This window comes from Clostridium culturomicium (genome assembly GCF_000821305.1).
GTDB lineage: Bacteria > Bacillota > Clostridia > Clostridiales > Clostridiaceae > Clostridium_J > Clostridium_J culturomicium.
In genome coordinates, this window is record NZ_CCXK01000017.1 from 765,807 (window position 1) to 780,996 (window position 15,190).

Genomic DNA, 15,190 nt, shown 5'->3' on the forward strand with positions numbered 1-15,190 from the left:
ATTGAAGAATTTTAAAAGTATGCCGCTAATTTATAAGATTTCATTCATTATCCTTGGACTATTAGTATTTATAGGGGTATTTGCGGATTTTTTAGCCCCTTATGATCCTAATAAAGTTAATATGTCTAAACGTTTAATTGGCATATCTAAAGATCATCTTCTTGGAACAGATGCCTTAGGACGTGATGTCTTAAGCAGAGTTATTCATGGTGCTAGGGTATCAATCTTCTTATCTTTTATAGCAACAGTATTTACAATGCTTTTAGGCACATTAATCGGTCTAGTTTCTGGTTATTGTGGTGGGATTATAGATAATACTATTCAAATAATAGTAACTATATTTCAAGGGTTACCAGGATTAAGTTTTATGATAGCATTAGCTGGAGTACTTGGCCCTGGCGTAAAAAGCTTGTTAATTGCAATTACCGTAACGTCCTGGGCAGGATTTTCAAGAATAGTAAGAGGTGAAGTTTTAAAAGTAAAGGAAGAGAAGTATATAGAAGGAGCTAGAGCATTAGGAGCAACTAATTTACATATAATAATTCACTATATACTTCCAAATATCTTTGCTCCATTTATTGTGCTTTTTACAATAAGAATTGGGAAAGTAGTTTTATCAATGGCTTCTTTGAGCTTCTTAGGACTTGGAATGCAGCCACCTCAAGCTGACTGGGGAGTAATGATAAATGATGCAAAAACCTACTTCCGCTCATATCCGCACCTGCTTTTAGCTCCTGGTATTAGTATCTTACTACTCTGCTCTAGCATAAATTTAATTGGAGACGCATTAAGAGATATCTTTGATGAAAAAAGAGACTTTTTTAGTCAATATCTTTAGAAGGGAATTATAAGACATGAATACTGATATTGAAATAAAAGATTTGATGATTCATTTTTATACTAAAGAAGGAATGGTAAAAGCTGTAGATGGGGTAGATTTATTGCTCGAATCTGGAAAGATTATTGGAATAGTTGGTGAAACAGGAAGTGGAAAATCAGTTCTTGGTCTCTCCATTCTAAATATCTTAGCAGACAATGCTAAAAAATCAGGTAGTATTCTATATAGAGGTAAGGATTTATTATCTTTAGATAATGAAAACATAAGAGAAATAAGAGGCCGTGAAATTTCACTTATCCCTCAAAATCCATCTACTGCCTTTAATCCCATTTTAAAAATCGGCACTCAAATAAATGAATTATATTATTATCATGAAAAGGAAACAAGGAGGTCATGTAAGATACGCTCCTTAGACCACTTAAAGAAGTTTTTCTTTAATAGTGAAGAAAGGATATATAACTCTTACAATTTTCAACTAAGTGGAGGCATGAGTCAAAGAGCTCTTACAGCTATGGGGTCAGCACTAAATCCGCAGTGGATAATTGCTGATGAGCCAACAAAAGGATTAGATGCAGTTATAAGAAAGCAAGTGTATCAAGTGTTTAAGGACTTAAAAGAAGAGCAAGGTGTCAGTATGCTATTAATTACTCACGACTTAATGCTTGCAAGCAGATTATGTGATGAAATTATAGTCATGTATGCAGGAAAGATATTGGAAAAAGGTACGAGTGATAAAGTATTCAATAATCCTATGCATCCATATACACAAGGATTAATAGATGCACAGCCAAGCAAAAAGTTAGTTCCTCTAGAAGGAATTGCGCCAAGCTTAACTAATTTACCAACTGGCTGCAGATTTCATCCTAGGTGCAAGTATGCTAAAGAGGTATGTCGATTTGAAGAACCTCAAATATATACTGTAAAAGGTTCAAAAGTGAGGTGTTATCTTTATGATAAAGACAGTGGGCTTAAAGAAGGAATTTAAGAGCGGTATTATTAACAAACGGATAGTAAAAGCTGTGGATGATGTATCCTTTGATATTGAAGAAGGAAAGACACTTGGCTTGGTTGGAGAAAGTGGATGTGGAAAGTCAACATTATCTAGATTAATACTGAAGTTAATAAAAGCTGATGAGGGCAAAATATTTTTTAATGGAATTGATATAAGTAATTATACCTTTTCAGATATGAGAGAATTACGAGCTAGGATGCAGATAATATTTCAACATCCTGATTCCTCTCTTAGTCCGAGGAAAACAATTTACAGTAGTCTCATTGAACCATTAAAAATTCATAGACTTTATAAAAAAGGACATAGTGAAGAGATTGTTAAACAATATCTTAAAGTTGTTGGTCTTAGTGAAGAGATATTATCACGATATCCTCATCAAGTAAGCGGGGGGCAAATACAAAGGGTAGTAATTGCAAGGGCGTTGTTATTAAATCCAAGATTTATTATCCTGGACGAGCCAACTTCCATGCTAGATGTATCTGTTCAGGCCCAGATTATTCAGTTATTAAAAAGCATACAACAACAATTCAAAATAACATATTTATTTATATCCCATGACTTAGAGCTAGTAAAAGCAGTAAGTGATGATATAGCTATAATGTTAAATGGTAAAATCGTTGAAACTATTAAAGCAGATAGATTATACCTAGATGCAAAACACAATTATACAAAGAAGCTTATAGAAGATTTTGTAGTATTTTAATCCTTAGGTATAAGTAAAAGGGGGCATTATGAGTTTGAATTATAAAGATATAGATTACGAAAAAATTTGGCAGGATTACATGGAGTGTAAAAAAGGCTATGCGAGAGAAAGAGCCTTCAATGATAATGTAGAAAGAGAGTTTTGGAAAGGATTATCTCAAAGGTATGATGACAAGCCTACACTTTATGATTACTCTAAGGAGGTATACAGTTTTATAAAAAATTTAATTGATACCAACAAATCCTTAATTGAAATTGGACCGGGAACAGGTAAATTTACGCTACCCTTATCTGAACAGTGTAGTAATATAACTGCTATAGACTTTTCAGGTCATATGTTAAAGGTGTTAATGGATAAGGCTAAAATGTTAGGAATTAATAATATTACACCTATAGAGGGAAAGTGGGAAGATCTACAGGTAAGTGGAGCTGATTATATTCTATCTGTTAATTCACTTTATAGAATTTGGAATATAAAAACTGCTTTAAAGAAAATGAACATGGTTGCAAAAGAAAAGGTGATTATAGTTAGAACTATTCAAAAGCCTGTATTTAATGACCTATACTTAAAGTTAGGCTTAGAAGATAAAACATGCTTAGATTATATATACTTACCTAATATACTACATTCCCTAAATATATGTGCTGATGTAAAATTTATAGGTGTTCAGTGCGAAGTAGAATTTGATAGTAAAGAAAGCATATATGATAATATAAAAAAAGAAATTGGATATATTCCAGATAAAAATATTATTGATAATTATATAAATGAAAATTTTAAAAAATCAAATGAGAAATATATTTTCCTTCATAAAACTAAGGTAGAAATTATATATTGGAAAACTACTAAATAGTAGAACTACTAAATAGTAGAAAGCATAGTAATCTAATCAATTATATATAAAAAGCTTATTAAAATCTTAGACAATGTCGTTGTTAATATGAGTTTCTCAAAAATAAAATGCAGCTTTTTATAAAAACTGCATTTTATTTTTTTATGTAATACTAAAGCTTAATTAAAGTGTGATATCGTGATATTCAAATTTATAAAATATACTTTACGAAGGTTAACAATTCATAACACATTCTTAACTTTGATGTAACATAAAGGGTATATAATAAAGTCATGAAAGAAATTTAAAGAAATAAGGAGATAAATATGATTTTATTAGACAATCACGTACACACCACTTTTTCAAGTGATGGAAAAGACACAATGGAAAGTGTAATTAAAAGAGGAATTAATATAGGGGTTAAGCATCTGACTTTTACAGATCACCTTGAGTATAATCCTGATGGTTTCAGCTTAAACTGCGAAGAATATATTAAAACAATTATGAAATTCAAAGAAAAGTATAAGAAGAGTATTGATATTCTGGCAGGAGTAGAAGTTGGGTATCAGAGCCACTTAAAAGAGGAAATTGAAAATATCTTAGCTTCAAATCCCTTCGACTTTGTTTTATGTTCAACCCACTCAGTAGATGAAATCAGCGTATCAGGTCCAAAGTACTTTAAAGGATTAAGTAAGAAAGAAGCTTACACAAAATATTTTGAAACTATGCTGAAAACAGTTAAAGAGTTTAAAAACTTTGATTCTTATGGACATTTAGATTACATCATTAGATATGGCGGATATGAAGAAAGTAAAGTTATTTATAAGGATTATAAAGATGTTCTTGATAGCATTTTAGAAACAATTATTGCTTCTGGCAACGGAATTGAAATTAATACTTCAGGTTATAGATACGGAATGAATGCCATGCATCCCAATCTTGAAATCCTAAAAAGATATAAGGAATTAGGCGGTGAAATTATTACTGTAGGTTCTGATTCCCATAGAGCAATTGATCTATGTGCAGACTTTGAAGAAGCCTTTCAAATGCTAAATCATGTTGGGTTTGACTATGTATGTAAATTCAAAGATAGAAAACCTGAGTTTATTCCTCTTGAAAAGAAAAGAAGAATCTCAATAGCTTAATAAAATATATGTAATGGTAATATTATCATGAGAATATGATAATATTTTTTTATTTTTTGTCATTATAAATACTAATGTTGCTTGAGATTTTAGGAAGAAACCAAGTACCCCCCCTAATATTTGAAGCTAAGAATAAGTTTAATCTTTAATTTTTAGTTTTCCCAACCTCCTCTTTCATTTAATCTTATAAATCCCTCCGACTATAGTATAAATTCAAATAATATGGTAATATTATTAAGCTAAAGGGAAATAAAAGGAAGATTTTGTATTATGATAAATAATTTTAAAAACTTAAGTGAAGAACAAAGGCAGGCAGTTGAAGCAATGGATGATAACATCCTTGTTAGTGCTGGTCCAGGCAGTGGTAAAACTGTTGTTATTGTAAATAGAGTATATAATTTAATAAAAAATAAAGGAGTTTCTCCACGAAATATAATTGTTATTACCTTTACTAAGGCTGCAGCAAATCATATGAGAAAAAGATTTTTAGCCATAAGTGGTGAAGGAGTGAGTCCTTTTTTTGGTACCTTTCACGGGTTATGCTATAAGATTTTGAAGGCCTACTATAATGAAATTAACATTATAGAATCCTGGGAAAGTTATAAGGTTGTAAAAAGCTTTCTTTCTACTTATATGGATGATGTAAGTGAAGACAGAATTAAGGACTATTTAAATGCAATCTCAATTTATAAATGCCGTAAGGAATATGAGGATAATAACAATTCAGTTGATAAAGATATCCTGATGAACTGTGTAACCTTTTATGAAAGCTACAAAAAAGAAAAGGGGCTTTTAGACTTTGAAGATCTTCAGGTAATGACCAGAGATTTATTCCTGAAAAATGGTCAAATTCTAAGCTATTATCAAAATCAGTTCAAGCATATCCTTGTGGATGAGTTCCAGGATAGTGATGATATTCAGATTGAGATTTTAACCCTTCTTAAGGGTAATAATCATATTTTTGCTGTAGGAGATGAAGACCAATGCATTTACAGCTTTAGAGGTGCGAATCCTATTCATATGGTGGATTTTAAAGATAAGTTTCTTAATGGTAAAACTCTATATCTTTCTACCAACTATAGGTCAAGAAAGAATATCGTAAGCTTATCCATGAAGTCCATAAAGAACAACAAATTTAGAACAGATAAGCATATCATTTCAAGTAAGAATGATGATGGAATAATCAAATTTCAAGGTGTTTCTAATGAAACTGTTCAAGGAAACTATATTAGTGACCACGTACTAAAGCTTAAGAAATCTAAAAATATGGATTTCAGTAATTTTGCAGTTATCTACAGAACTAATATGGAAAGCAGAAGCATTATAGATAGCTTTATTAGAAGAAGAATACCTTTTAATTTATTAGACAAACAGTTCAACTTCTTTAATCATTTTATATGTCAAGATATACTAGCATATTTAAGACTAAGCTTATATCCATCTAATCTGGAGGCTTTTACAAGAATTATAAATAAACCTTATAGATATATTAGTAAAACTAATCTTGAGACCGTAAAAAATGATACTAGTTTAAATAATCCATTTATAAAGTTAAGGAACATTGACAGCATCCCGGTTTTTCAAATTAAACTTATTGAGAAACTAGAAAATGACATCAGTGCTTTAAACAAAATGTCTCTTTATACTGCTGTTGAGTTTATAATTAGTGATTTAATGTATCACAAGTATTTAGTGGAATATGGCGAGAAGTATCATATGTCCATAGAGGATTTAGAAAACGTACTTAATGAATTTAAAGCAAGTGTTCAAGGTTTTAAGACTATAAATGAGTTTCTAACCCATGTACAGGAAGTTGAAGATGAAACTAATAAAGCCGTTGCAAGAACTAAAGAAAAGAAGGACGGAGTTATCCTTGCCACAATTCACGCCGTAAAAGGTATGGAGTTTGACACCGTTTATATAATAAATGCTGTAGATGGATTTATTCCTTACAAGAATAATGATTTAGAGGAAGAAAGAAGACTCTTCTACGTTGGTTTAACAAGAGCCATCAATAATGTTATCTTTGTTGCACCTGATATGATTCGTGGTGAAAAGAAATCTAAATCCCAATTCTTAAAGGAATGTGATTTAACTGCTGAAATGCTTGGTCGTGAAAAGTATAAGGTGGGAGTATCAATTAACCATAAGTTTTATGGAGCTGGTGTTATTGAGGAAATCAACGATGCTAATATTAAAATTAGATTTAAGGATACTTCTAGGAAATTTGATTTTGCTGTACTTATAAATAACGGACTTATTGATGTTGTCAGCTAGACAAAAACATATATTCGTTCCAGTCATGTATTAAGTTAAATATAACTTAAGGGTATGGAGTGATTTACATGGCATTTAAGCTGAAAACTTATAAAATTAATAATAATTCTAACAAAACAATAGGTGAAATTTATGATGAATACTTGGATTATTGTAAAAGTATTGGTCAAAGAAAAGGAACAATAGATAGTAAAATACGATTCGGAAAATATGAATTAACTAAATTAGTGAATTTGAATGATAATGTATCTGAATTAACATATAAGAAGATACAAAATTATATTAATGGGATGATAAATCAAGGATATAAAGGTAATACTTATCAAACTTTTGTAATTAAGCTAAAGGCTTTTTTAACATACTGTTTTAATAGAGATTACCTTGAAAAATTTGAAGTTAAAATACCAAATATATTATTAGAGAAGAAAGAAATATATACAGAAACTGAAATAAATAAATTACTAAAAAAACCTAACTTAAACACATGTGTAGTGGGAGATTACAGAAGTTGGGCTACTGTTAATTTTTTACTTGGAACAGGTTGCAGAAGTACAACATTACTAAATGTACATGTAAAAGATATCGATTTTATTAATGATGCAATTAAATTTAGGCATATGAAAACTAAGAGACAAGTTATTGTAGTGTTACCTAATTCTCTTAAAGTAGTATTAAAAGAATATATTGCTAACATGAACTTAAAAGATGATGATTTCTTATTTCCTAAACTAGATGGTACCCAAATGTCTTATGATACACTACATCAAAATTTAGTATGTTATTTTAAACATTGTAAAGTTAAGATGAGGGGCGTTAATACATTTAGAAATACTTTTGCAACAATGTTTATAAAAAATGGTGGAGATATATATCGCTTAAAAGCATGCTTACACCATACAAAAATATCAACCACGGAAAGGTATGTCAACCTACTACCTATAGATATTTCTGATGATATATTACAATATAATCCTCTCGATGTTATTTCTAAAGATAATAGAAAAATTACATTAATTAGAAATAATAGAAAAGGAGGAAAGTAACCATGTCTGGATTTACACTAATTAAAAATGAAATTATAAAAAACACTAATATTTCAAGATCAGTTAGGTTATTTGCCATAGAGTTATTAAGCAGATGCTATAATGATAAAACTTCTTGTTATCCATCTCAAGAAACTTTAGCAAAAGACATGGGAGTTTCAGTGAGGACTATCCAACGTTGGGTTAAGATATTAAAAGAAAATAATATAATTCGTGTTATAAGGCGTGGTTTTAACAAGACGAATGAATACTTTATGTTAATGAAACAAAAGGTTATAAAAGGCGTTACAGAGGTTAAAAAGGCAATGAATAAAGCACATAAATCATATACGAAGGCTAAAGGACATTTCAATAATTATAATCAAAGAACATATGATTTCAATGATTTAGAAAAAGGTCTGCTTCAATATTAACATAAAAAAAGAACCTCCGTTGGTTGCAACAACAAAGGTTCAAGACAATTTAATACTTCCGTAAAGCATTAACACCTATAATTATTATATCATATTTTTAAAAAGATATACAATAGTAGGTTTATTTGTCATGTTTAAATTTAAATGATTTTATAAGGTTACAGATAGAAATTAATATGTAAGTTAAAATATTTACATATTAATTTGTGTTTGTAACCATTTTTTTACTTTGGAATATAATATCGCGACTATAATGTCGTATCAGTCGTGACAATAGTATCATGAGTGGATATGACAAAATAATCGTAGTAAGAATTAAAAGTTATTAAGAATTAAAAATAACAATCTATATAGAGTGCAGCTTTGTAATTAAAGAAAAACATAAAGACAATAGCTTCCAGAATTTTTGACTCATCTCAACCACCTCCATTTAAATAATTGACTATTTATAGTATAATTATAAAAAAGATGGATTTAAGAGTGGAAAATAAAATTAAAGAATTGGAAAAACAAATAGTTAATGAAAAGGGGAGTAGTAAAATATATAGTTTAATGGGAGGTGCTTATGGATTATAGAGAAATAGAACCATACAAAGATAAGAACAATAGTCCTATACAAGAAGAAGATTTTATTAGAAAATGAAAAAGTTTGTCAGGCTCTTAACTGTGACAATGGAACGTTGTTATATGAATAATTAGTGTGGGATTACAACAAATGTAAGTTAGAATTAGCTAATGAACCAAATTATCCAGACTCATATAATAATGATGAGGTAGAGATTATAAGTTATAATAAAGCTGTAGGATTATTAAGAAGTATATAATTAGGGAGATGGGTGTATGTATTGTAGTAAATTATTTAAAGAAGAAAACACTGTTTTTATGATGGATGATACGGGGACAAAATTAAATTTAGAAGATGATAGAGTTGTATATAAATATGAGAAAGTTAATGATGTTGAAGTTAAGGATATGATAGCTCAATATTTAGGGAAAGATTTTGAAAAAATAATTAAAGAAATCGAAGAGTTGGTTGATAAGTATAATATAGATTACTTTATGTGTGGAGAAGGTAAAGAAGTGTGTCAAGGTTCTTTAGCCCTTGTTTACAATATAAATAATAGAAATTCTTATATAGATTGTGATTTAAAAGTATTTGTAAATCTTGATAACAATTGCAGGGAAGCTGATAGAATTAGATATATGATTAAATTTTACGCTGGATCAACTGGAAATAACTATGGGTTTGATTTCTATAAATACTTCACTTATGATGATTTTTATATAATAAAGAATGAGTTAGAAAAGTATTTTGCATCTAAGGAAAGCGAAAGTAGTGATATAGGAATAATCAATACCTGTTCAAGTAATATATCAAGAAGAATAAGTAGTTATTATAGATAAAATATGCAATTTGTAAGATTATTGAAACGGAGGAAATGAGGGGATATATATGCCATATAGAATTATGAGAACAGAAGAAGAATTTACGGATAATTGTCCGTGTGCTTATGAAATTTTAGATTACATTGACACTATAGATACAGATGTTAGATGGTGGTTTGATGTAGCCTACAATCAAGATTTTGGTAAAAGATATAGTACGATTTTTAAATCATATGCTACGGACGAATATAAAGACTATATTTTGTCAATAGAAAGTAAATTTATAAATGATAAGTGGGAACATAAAGTATTTAAAAAAGTAGATGGATTAACTGCAAAGTAGCTATTCATAAAAACGAGTTTTAAATAGGGGAAGGTGTAAAATGAAAAATACTATTAATTGTGAAATATGTGGAAAAGAAATCGGATGGTATGACAACAAAGAAAGAATTATAAATATGTATCCACCAAAAGATGAATGTGATGTTGAGTATATTGGAAGAAGCATTATAGCTAAATTTACTTGCTGTAATAAAAAGCAATGTGTAGAAATGAAATAATTAGTTTAAGAGGGGTTTAACCCCTCTTTTCTTAATTGGAAAACAATTATAAAGATGTTAAAATAGCATTTACCTTATAATTAGATATAAATATACTGGTATCTACAATTAGATTGAAAATCTCAAAGAAAGTTAGATATAGATTATGTTAAATATTATGTTTTAATTGTGGGGTTGAGTAAATAATAATGGCAGATTTATCGTTCAACTAAAACTTGAAATATCAGAAAATGAAAATAGAAAAGATTTTAGTTTTAGTGAAAAAATGAAATGGGCAGGAGAGCTGAAGAAAGAATATAGTAAGATTGCAGAAAAGAACATGAAGGGTGGTAAACTCCTTGTCAATATTGACGGAGGGTTAAGTAATAAAATCGATACTAGAGAACAAGTAGCAAAAGACCTTGATATTTCAACGGGTACACTTGCTAAAGCTCAATACATATACAATAATGCACCTGAAGACATGATTAAAGATTTAGACGATGAAAAGCTATCAATTAATAAAGCCTATAACACTCTAAAAGCACAATTGCAGGCTGAGAAAGATAAGGCAAATCAATTAGAACAGAAACTTAAACAAGAGCAATCTAAACCACCTAGAGTTGAAATTAAAGAGGTTGAAGTTGATAATACTGATTATACAATTGTTAAAAAGGCACAACAACTAGAAAATATATTAAACGAGTTGTTCAGTTGTTTATTTTCAAACAATATAGAAGATGAAAGTAAAAGTAATTTATGGTAATATATTTATATAAATAAAAATGGGGGTTAAATCATGGGAGAAAAGTTGAGTGTTGAAGAAATAATTAAACATAACCTTGATGACATAAAATTAAGTGATATGATTATTTTGAAATGGCTTTATGAAGGCAGAGATATTAGTAATTTAAAGTTAGAAATTGCAACTAGGCATAGTCGTATATGTTACTTAAAATATTATTGTAAAGAAAATAATTTAAAATTTGAAGATTATTATACAGATAGGTTAAGCAAGAGTTTGCCTAGGTATAGTATGCAACAAGCATTGCGTGATTTATAAATTAATCATTATTTTCGATATAGAAAATGTCGGTAAAAAACTCTAAATTACTTACGATATTAAGAATAAATAACGTAAGTAATTTAGAGTTTTTATTATTTTGCACTCAATGCCACTAGGAAGATTTAGAAATTGTCGTAAGTAAATAAGAAAACTATCAAAAAGTTACCTTTAGTACTCAATGCCATCAGCTAAATATGTACAACGTAGTAATATCAATAACTTGAACAATGATTTTATTCAATACCACAGGGCTTTTAATGGACTTTAAATAAGAAAGTACGACATTTCCTATACTTTGAAAGCATTAAAAGGTATATAAATTGATAGTGAAAGGTAGCTTTTGATAGTCAGGGTGTACAGATTGATAGTGAAATTCAACTCAAAACCACAGTCTGTAATTTATCTTGGTCGGTATTTTATCGTAAGTAAATGAGAATTTGTACTCAATACCACTAGTAACTATCAAAAAGTTACGTTATAAAGTCTATAATTTCAAAAAATAACGTAAGTAATCTAGAATTTAACCTCCAATCTGTAGGAAATTTCGGTAATTTATCGTGTTTTTGCATTCAATACCACTAGCGATAACGTAAGTAATTAAGAAAATAGATAAAATGCCGACCTTGTGGTATTGAATGAAATTTGTTATTAAGTATTGAATTAAACATACCGTAATTGTGGAGATAAACTACCTTGATTGTAGCTTTAAGAGATTGAAATTTATTTAAAATAGCATGTCTTAGTAAATATATCAATGTTTTATCGGAAGTTTATGGATTGTACTTATATAATTTCATTATATTTTAATAAAATTAGCCACAATCAAGGTATGTTTTTATGTTAAAGTCCACAATTGAGGTATAGTTAGAATTTTGAGTGAGGTATTGAATAAAAATAAGACCATGACTACATATGGTCACAGTCTTAACTAATATTCTTATATAGTTTAGGAATTCCAGCTAAAGCATATACACGGTAAGCGTCTATGTTTAAACATATCTTTAGTAAGTCATCAATATCTAAAATTTCAATGTTTATATTTGCTATTTTACTATTATTAATACTGTTGCAAGTAGTAATTCCATTTTGATTAGATCCATGCAAAGTTACTAAAATTCCATTGGATACATTATTTTCAATCATTGCTCCACAAAGTTTTTGAATTATTGGTCTTCCTGGTATTCCTTTATCTGACTTGAAATGTTTGCATTCAATATAGATTTCTTTGCCATCTTTCCAAAGGATACAATCTCTTCCACCATCATTGCTTTTAGGTGTGACTATATATCTATTATTATCAGACAAGGCTAATAATCGTGCAACAAAATATTCAAACTCTCTATCGGTCATGTCAATAATACGACGATGTATATAGATTAAGTCGCTTTCGATTAAACTTCTTGTTTTGATATTTTTGGGGGTATCAATTTTAACATAATTCCCGTGTTTTCTAATCATATATGAATTATAAAATAAATAAATAATTAAGATTATAATTAATGCTAAGACGCTGAAGATGATTAAGGTTTTACCAATGTAAGAAAATAAAAACATATATCCTCCTAAGAATTAATAATTGCTTTAAATACATATGATATAAATTTAATAATATTCATAAAAATAAAGGTCACAACTAAGCACAACCTTTATTAAATATGTATTTTAAAATTAAGTCCTCTAGATTCTTTATGTAATTATCTCTCTCATGTCTAATTTTATCTATTTTGTCTATTTCAAGTGTCATAGAATTTTTAAGGTCATCAAGGGCTTTATCAATTAATTCTTTTATTATTACTTTAAACTCTTTTAATAATTCATCATTTGAAGATTTTTGAGTCTCTTTTAATTCCTCTAAAAATTTATTGTTCATAATCCTAATGTCACGTAGTAGTTCAGTTTTAAATACAAACATTTCAATTTGATTCTTGGCATATAGTTCTCTCATTAAATCTTCTTCAGTTTGGTTTTCTTTATTATCCATTTATAATCACCTCTAATTTAAAATAAAAGGCTATTCATTGATTGAATAACCTAATCCTTCTTAATCCATTCAATTTTATAACCAATAATATCAGCTATTTCAAGAACTTCACTATATTTTAAAGCCTCTTTTCTAATCTTATTACTTAAATTTTGCATAGTGTAATCACAGCCATTTCTTCTATTAAGTTCTTCAGCTATTTGAGTAATTGTCCACCCACTCGAAACTATATAACCTTTGATTTCTTCTTTTAGTCCCATCATAACACCTCCTATCATACAGTATACATATAGATTTAATTATGTGCAAATAAATTTAAAATTAAATCTATAAATTTAAAACTAAGTATTGACATATTAAATCAATAGGTTTAATATTAAATTAAAGATAAGAATATTAAATAAATAGATTTAATAAGGGGGATATAAAAAATGAGTAAAAATGTATTTAAAAAATTAAGTGAGATTAAGGAAATAGTAAGTTGCTTCATGGTAGACGAATTTGAGCAAGGCAGCAATATAATTCTAGTTAATAAGGGTGACGAAGATGATGTAACCTTTATAGATGATATTGAGAGTTATAGCTGGAAAGGAAATATGCTAAGGATTGCTGGAAAAGAGATGAAGATAAATTCTCTTAAGGAGTTAGGGGGTTTTGGAGAGAGCTTAGACTTAGGGGAATACATATTACAAGTTCTATAATCAAATGGATAATAGGTTCTTTGAAAATTGAATAGTACAGTGTTTACAATATATGTTATAATTATTTCATAATAGTATTATATTTTTTATTAAGTTTAAAAAGGAGAAATATTATGACATGTGCTAAATGTAAACAGAAATTTTCATATAAGGATATTTTAAAAGCCATTATGTGCTATAAGTTAATCTGTAAAAACTGCAAAAAAAAGTATAAAGTTCCTGCCTTATATAGATTAACAATTTCTATACTTTTTGCGTTGCCAGTATTTTTTCAAATTTATTTAATAAATATTTTTAGCTACTATGTAATTATAATGTATTTAGGGTACTGCATAGTGGTTGTATTAATAAGTTCTTTATTTGTTAAATTTATTGAAGAACAATCTTAGATTATTATGAAGAAAAATTAAATATTAAATCATATGGAATACTGTACTATTCAAAACTGAATAATACGGTATTTTTTATTTCGCAATTTGTAGATATTGAGAATTAAATAGAGAATTTGTTCTTTGAAAATTGAATAGTACGGTATTTGAAAAATATGCTATAATTAACTCATAATTGTATTAAATTATTCATTAGAGGGGGATTATGATGAATAATAGTTCGTATAAAAAACTTAAATTAATTGCTATAGGAACAATCATTATTAGTATAATTATGTATCAGGGAGTTATTTTGTCTGAGTTATTTATTAATGATTTATCTAATAAGGAATATGTTTTATTGATAGTAATAACTACTATTCTAGTAGTTAGCATATTGGGATTAACAAGTGGGGGAATTTCTTTTATTAAGATTAGGAAAATGAAGTCTAATAACGTAGATATACCTAAAACAGATGTTGTTTTAATGGTAATATCTGTAATTATTAATTTGGGTATAGTTATTTATTCTTTCATGAGTTTAAGTCTTATTTTATATTTTATTAGAGCATGATCGTATTAAATTGTTCATTAGAAATGTGGTTAAATGTTATTAAGAAAAAATATAGGAGGGATATATTAAGATGAATTTAAACGGTAAAAAAATAGTATTAACTGTCATAGGATGCATAATTGGAGTTGTAATAATGTTAGTTCCAACAATAGTTACAGGTTTTTCATATAGTAATACCAATGCAATGGGAGGACTTATTGTAAGTGAGTTTACTATGAGAGTAGTTTCACATATTATTGGATTACTGGTTATATATGACTCTATAAAGACATTAAATAAATCTATGAATTAGATGTAATCTTAAATTGTTGC

The 15,190-nt window shown here is 28.3% G+C and carries 21 protein-coding genes; 18 read left to right on the plus strand and 3 right to left on the minus strand.

Annotated elements, in window-relative coordinates:
* Window position 1: 1 nt before the first annotated feature.
* The 14 genes from BN1075_RS16035 (at window position 2) to BN1075_RS16090 (ending at window position 11,251) form a co-directional block, all read left to right on the plus strand.
* Window positions 2-838 carry an ABC transporter permease gene (locus BN1075_RS16035; RefSeq protein WP_328286199.1) on the plus strand — a complete coding sequence of 279 codons (837 nt, stop codon included), beginning with the start codon at window positions 2-4 and terminating at the stop codon, window positions 836-838.
* Between the two features lie 16 nt (window positions 839-854).
* On the plus strand, window positions 855-1,823 hold the full coding sequence (locus tag BN1075_RS16040; RefSeq protein WP_040194245.1) for an ABC transporter ATP-binding protein: 969 nt from the start codon (window positions 855-857) through the stop codon (window positions 1,821-1,823).
* Window positions 1,789-2,553 carry an ATP-binding cassette domain-containing protein gene (locus BN1075_RS16045; RefSeq protein WP_040194246.1) on the plus strand — a complete coding sequence of 255 codons (765 nt, stop codon included), beginning with the start codon at window positions 1,789-1,791 and terminating at the stop codon, window positions 2,551-2,553. Before BN1075_RS16040 ends, BN1075_RS16045 begins: the two co-directional genes overlap by 35 nt.
* A gap of 28 nt (window positions 2,554-2,581) precedes the next feature.
* Complete coding sequence (locus tag BN1075_RS16050; RefSeq protein ID WP_040194247.1) at window positions 2,582-3,406, plus strand: class I SAM-dependent methyltransferase; 825 nt, start codon at window positions 2,582-2,584, stop codon at window positions 3,404-3,406.
* Window positions 3,407-3,711: 305 nt separating this feature from the next.
* Entirely contained in the window at window positions 3,712-4,530 is an 819-nt protein-coding gene (locus tag BN1075_RS16055; protein ID WP_040194248.1) for a histidinol-phosphatase HisJ family protein, read from the plus strand.
* Window positions 4,531-4,800: 270 nt separating this feature from the next.
* Window positions 4,801-6,807, plus strand: coding sequence for an ATP-dependent helicase (locus BN1075_RS16060; RefSeq protein WP_040194249.1), 2,007 nt, complete (start codon window positions 4,801-4,803; stop codon window positions 6,805-6,807).
* A gap of 68 nt (window positions 6,808-6,875) precedes the next feature.
* Window positions 6,876-7,850, plus strand: coding sequence for a tyrosine-type recombinase/integrase (locus BN1075_RS16065; protein WP_040194250.1), 975 nt, complete (start codon window positions 6,876-6,878; stop codon window positions 7,848-7,850).
* Window positions 7,851-7,852: 2 nt separating this feature from the next.
* Window positions 7,853-8,263 carry a helix-turn-helix domain-containing protein gene (locus BN1075_RS16070; protein WP_040194251.1) on the plus strand — a complete coding sequence of 137 codons (411 nt, stop codon included), beginning with the start codon at window positions 7,853-7,855 and terminating at the stop codon, window positions 8,261-8,263.
* 698 nt (window positions 8,264-8,961) lie between these two features.
* On the plus strand, window positions 8,962-9,087 hold the full coding sequence (locus tag BN1075_RS22380) for a hypothetical protein (protein ID WP_268871548.1): 126 nt from the start codon (window positions 8,962-8,964) through the stop codon (window positions 9,085-9,087).
* 16 nt (window positions 9,088-9,103) lie between these two features.
* Window positions 9,104-9,667 carry a hypothetical protein gene (locus BN1075_RS16075; RefSeq protein WP_040194253.1) on the plus strand — a complete coding sequence of 188 codons (564 nt, stop codon included), beginning with the start codon at window positions 9,104-9,106 and terminating at the stop codon, window positions 9,665-9,667.
* Window positions 9,668-9,716: 49 nt separating this feature from the next.
* Window positions 9,717-9,992: a hypothetical protein gene (locus tag BN1075_RS16080; RefSeq protein WP_040194254.1), complete on the plus strand. Its 276-nt coding sequence runs from the start codon at window positions 9,717-9,719 to the stop codon at window positions 9,990-9,992.
* Window positions 9,993-10,032: 40 nt separating this feature from the next.
* A complete protein-coding gene (locus BN1075_RS21690) occupies window positions 10,033-10,209 on the plus strand; it encodes a hypothetical protein (protein WP_156132810.1) in 177 nt (58 codons plus the stop codon).
* 265 nt (window positions 10,210-10,474) lie between these two features.
* Entirely contained in the window at window positions 10,475-10,954 is a 480-nt protein-coding gene (locus BN1075_RS16085; RefSeq protein WP_040194255.1) for a hypothetical protein, read from the plus strand.
* Window positions 10,955-10,987: 33 nt separating this feature from the next.
* Window positions 10,988-11,251 carry a hypothetical protein gene (locus BN1075_RS16090; RefSeq protein WP_040194257.1) on the plus strand — a complete coding sequence of 88 codons (264 nt, stop codon included), beginning with the start codon at window positions 10,988-10,990 and terminating at the stop codon, window positions 11,249-11,251.
* Window positions 11,252-12,178: 927 nt separating this feature from the next.
* Here BN1075_RS16090 and BN1075_RS20880 read toward each other — a convergent pair.
* The 3 genes from BN1075_RS20880 to BN1075_RS16105 all read right to left on the minus strand — a co-directional run bounded on the left by BN1075_RS20880 (window position 12,179) and on the right by BN1075_RS16105 (window position 13,498).
* On the minus strand, window positions 12,179-12,604 hold the full coding sequence (locus tag BN1075_RS20880) for a restriction endonuclease (protein ID WP_197072337.1): 426 nt from the start codon (window positions 12,602-12,604) through the stop codon (window positions 12,179-12,181).
* Between the two features lie 283 nt (window positions 12,605-12,887).
* Entirely contained in the window at window positions 12,888-13,235 is a 348-nt protein-coding gene (locus tag BN1075_RS16100) for a hypothetical protein (RefSeq protein ID WP_040194258.1), read from the minus strand.
* Window positions 13,236-13,285: 50 nt separating this feature from the next.
* Window positions 13,286-13,498 (minus strand): LLM class flavin-dependent oxidoreductase, encoded by a 213-nt coding sequence (locus BN1075_RS16105; protein WP_235777824.1) that lies wholly within the window; start codon window positions 13,496-13,498, stop codon window positions 13,286-13,288.
* 168 nt (window positions 13,499-13,666) lie between these two features.
* Here BN1075_RS16105 and BN1075_RS16110 point away from each other — a divergent pair, with 168 nt between their 5' ends.
* From BN1075_RS16110 to BN1075_RS16125, 4 genes are all read left to right on the plus strand, one after another.
* Window positions 13,667-13,936: a hypothetical protein gene (locus BN1075_RS16110; protein WP_040194260.1), complete on the plus strand. Its 270-nt coding sequence runs from the start codon at window positions 13,667-13,669 to the stop codon at window positions 13,934-13,936.
* A gap of 113 nt (window positions 13,937-14,049) precedes the next feature.
* Window positions 14,050-14,325, plus strand: a complete 276-nt coding sequence (locus BN1075_RS22535; RefSeq protein WP_040194261.1) for a TIGR04104 family putative zinc finger protein — start codon at window positions 14,050-14,052, stop codon at window positions 14,323-14,325.
* Between the two features lie 208 nt (window positions 14,326-14,533).
* Window positions 14,534-14,878 carry a hypothetical protein gene (locus tag BN1075_RS16120; protein WP_040194263.1) on the plus strand — a complete coding sequence of 115 codons (345 nt, stop codon included), beginning with the start codon at window positions 14,534-14,536 and terminating at the stop codon, window positions 14,876-14,878.
* Window positions 14,879-14,948: 70 nt separating this feature from the next.
* Window positions 14,949-15,170, plus strand: coding sequence for a hypothetical protein (locus BN1075_RS16125; RefSeq protein WP_040194264.1), 222 nt, complete (start codon window positions 14,949-14,951; stop codon window positions 15,168-15,170).
* The last annotated feature ends 20 nt before the right edge of the window (window positions 15,171-15,190 follow it).

Coding starts and splice junctions, on each gene's coding strand:
- BN1075_RS16070 (WP_040194251.1), top strand. CDS start 7,853: ATGTCTGGATTTACACTAATTAAAAATGAAATTATAAAAAACACTAAT.
- BN1075_RS16050 (WP_040194247.1), top strand. CDS start 2,582: ATGAGTTTGAATTATAAAGATATAGATTACGAAAAAATTTGGCAGGAT.
- BN1075_RS16125 (WP_040194264.1), top strand. CDS start 14,949: ATGAATTTAAACGGTAAAAAAATAGTATTAACTGTCATAGGATGCATA.
- BN1075_RS16100 (WP_040194258.1), bottom strand. CDS start 13,235: ATGGATAATAAAGAAAACCAAACTGAAGAAGATTTAATGAGAGAACTA.
- BN1075_RS16040 (WP_040194245.1), top strand. CDS start 855: ATGAATACTGATATTGAAATAAAAGATTTGATGATTCATTTTTATACT.
- BN1075_RS16065 (WP_040194250.1), top strand. CDS start 6,876: ATGGCATTTAAGCTGAAAACTTATAAAATTAATAATAATTCTAACAAA.
- BN1075_RS16085 (WP_040194255.1), top strand. CDS start 10,475: ATGAAATGGGCAGGAGAGCTGAAGAAAGAATATAGTAAGATTGCAGAA.
- BN1075_RS16090 (WP_040194257.1), top strand. CDS start 10,988: ATGGGAGAAAAGTTGAGTGTTGAAGAAATAATTAAACATAACCTTGAT.
- BN1075_RS16045 (WP_040194246.1), top strand. CDS start 1,789: ATGATAAAGACAGTGGGCTTAAAGAAGGAATTTAAGAGCGGTATTATT.
- BN1075_RS16055 (WP_040194248.1), top strand. CDS start 3,712: ATGATTTTATTAGACAATCACGTACACACCACTTTTTCAAGTGATGGA.
- BN1075_RS16110 (WP_040194260.1), top strand. CDS start 13,667: ATGAGTAAAAATGTATTTAAAAAATTAAGTGAGATTAAGGAAATAGTA.
- BN1075_RS20880 (WP_197072337.1), bottom strand. CDS start 12,604: ATGACCGATAGAGAGTTTGAATATTTTGTTGCACGATTATTAGCCTTG.
- BN1075_RS16080 (WP_040194254.1), top strand. CDS start 9,717: ATGCCATATAGAATTATGAGAACAGAAGAAGAATTTACGGATAATTGT.
- BN1075_RS16120 (WP_040194263.1), top strand. CDS start 14,534: ATGAATAATAGTTCGTATAAAAAACTTAAATTAATTGCTATAGGAACA.
- BN1075_RS16075 (WP_040194253.1), top strand. CDS start 9,104: ATGTATTGTAGTAAATTATTTAAAGAAGAAAACACTGTTTTTATGATG.
- BN1075_RS22535 (WP_040194261.1), top strand. CDS start 14,050: ATGACATGTGCTAAATGTAAACAGAAATTTTCATATAAGGATATTTTA.
- BN1075_RS16105 (WP_235777824.1), bottom strand. CDS start 13,498: ATGATGGGACTAAAAGAAGAAATCAAAGGTTATATAGTTTCGAGTGGG.
- BN1075_RS21690 (WP_156132810.1), top strand. CDS start 10,033: ATGAAAAATACTATTAATTGTGAAATATGTGGAAAAGAAATCGGATGG.
- BN1075_RS16060 (WP_040194249.1), top strand. CDS start 4,801: ATGATAAATAATTTTAAAAACTTAAGTGAAGAACAAAGGCAGGCAGTT.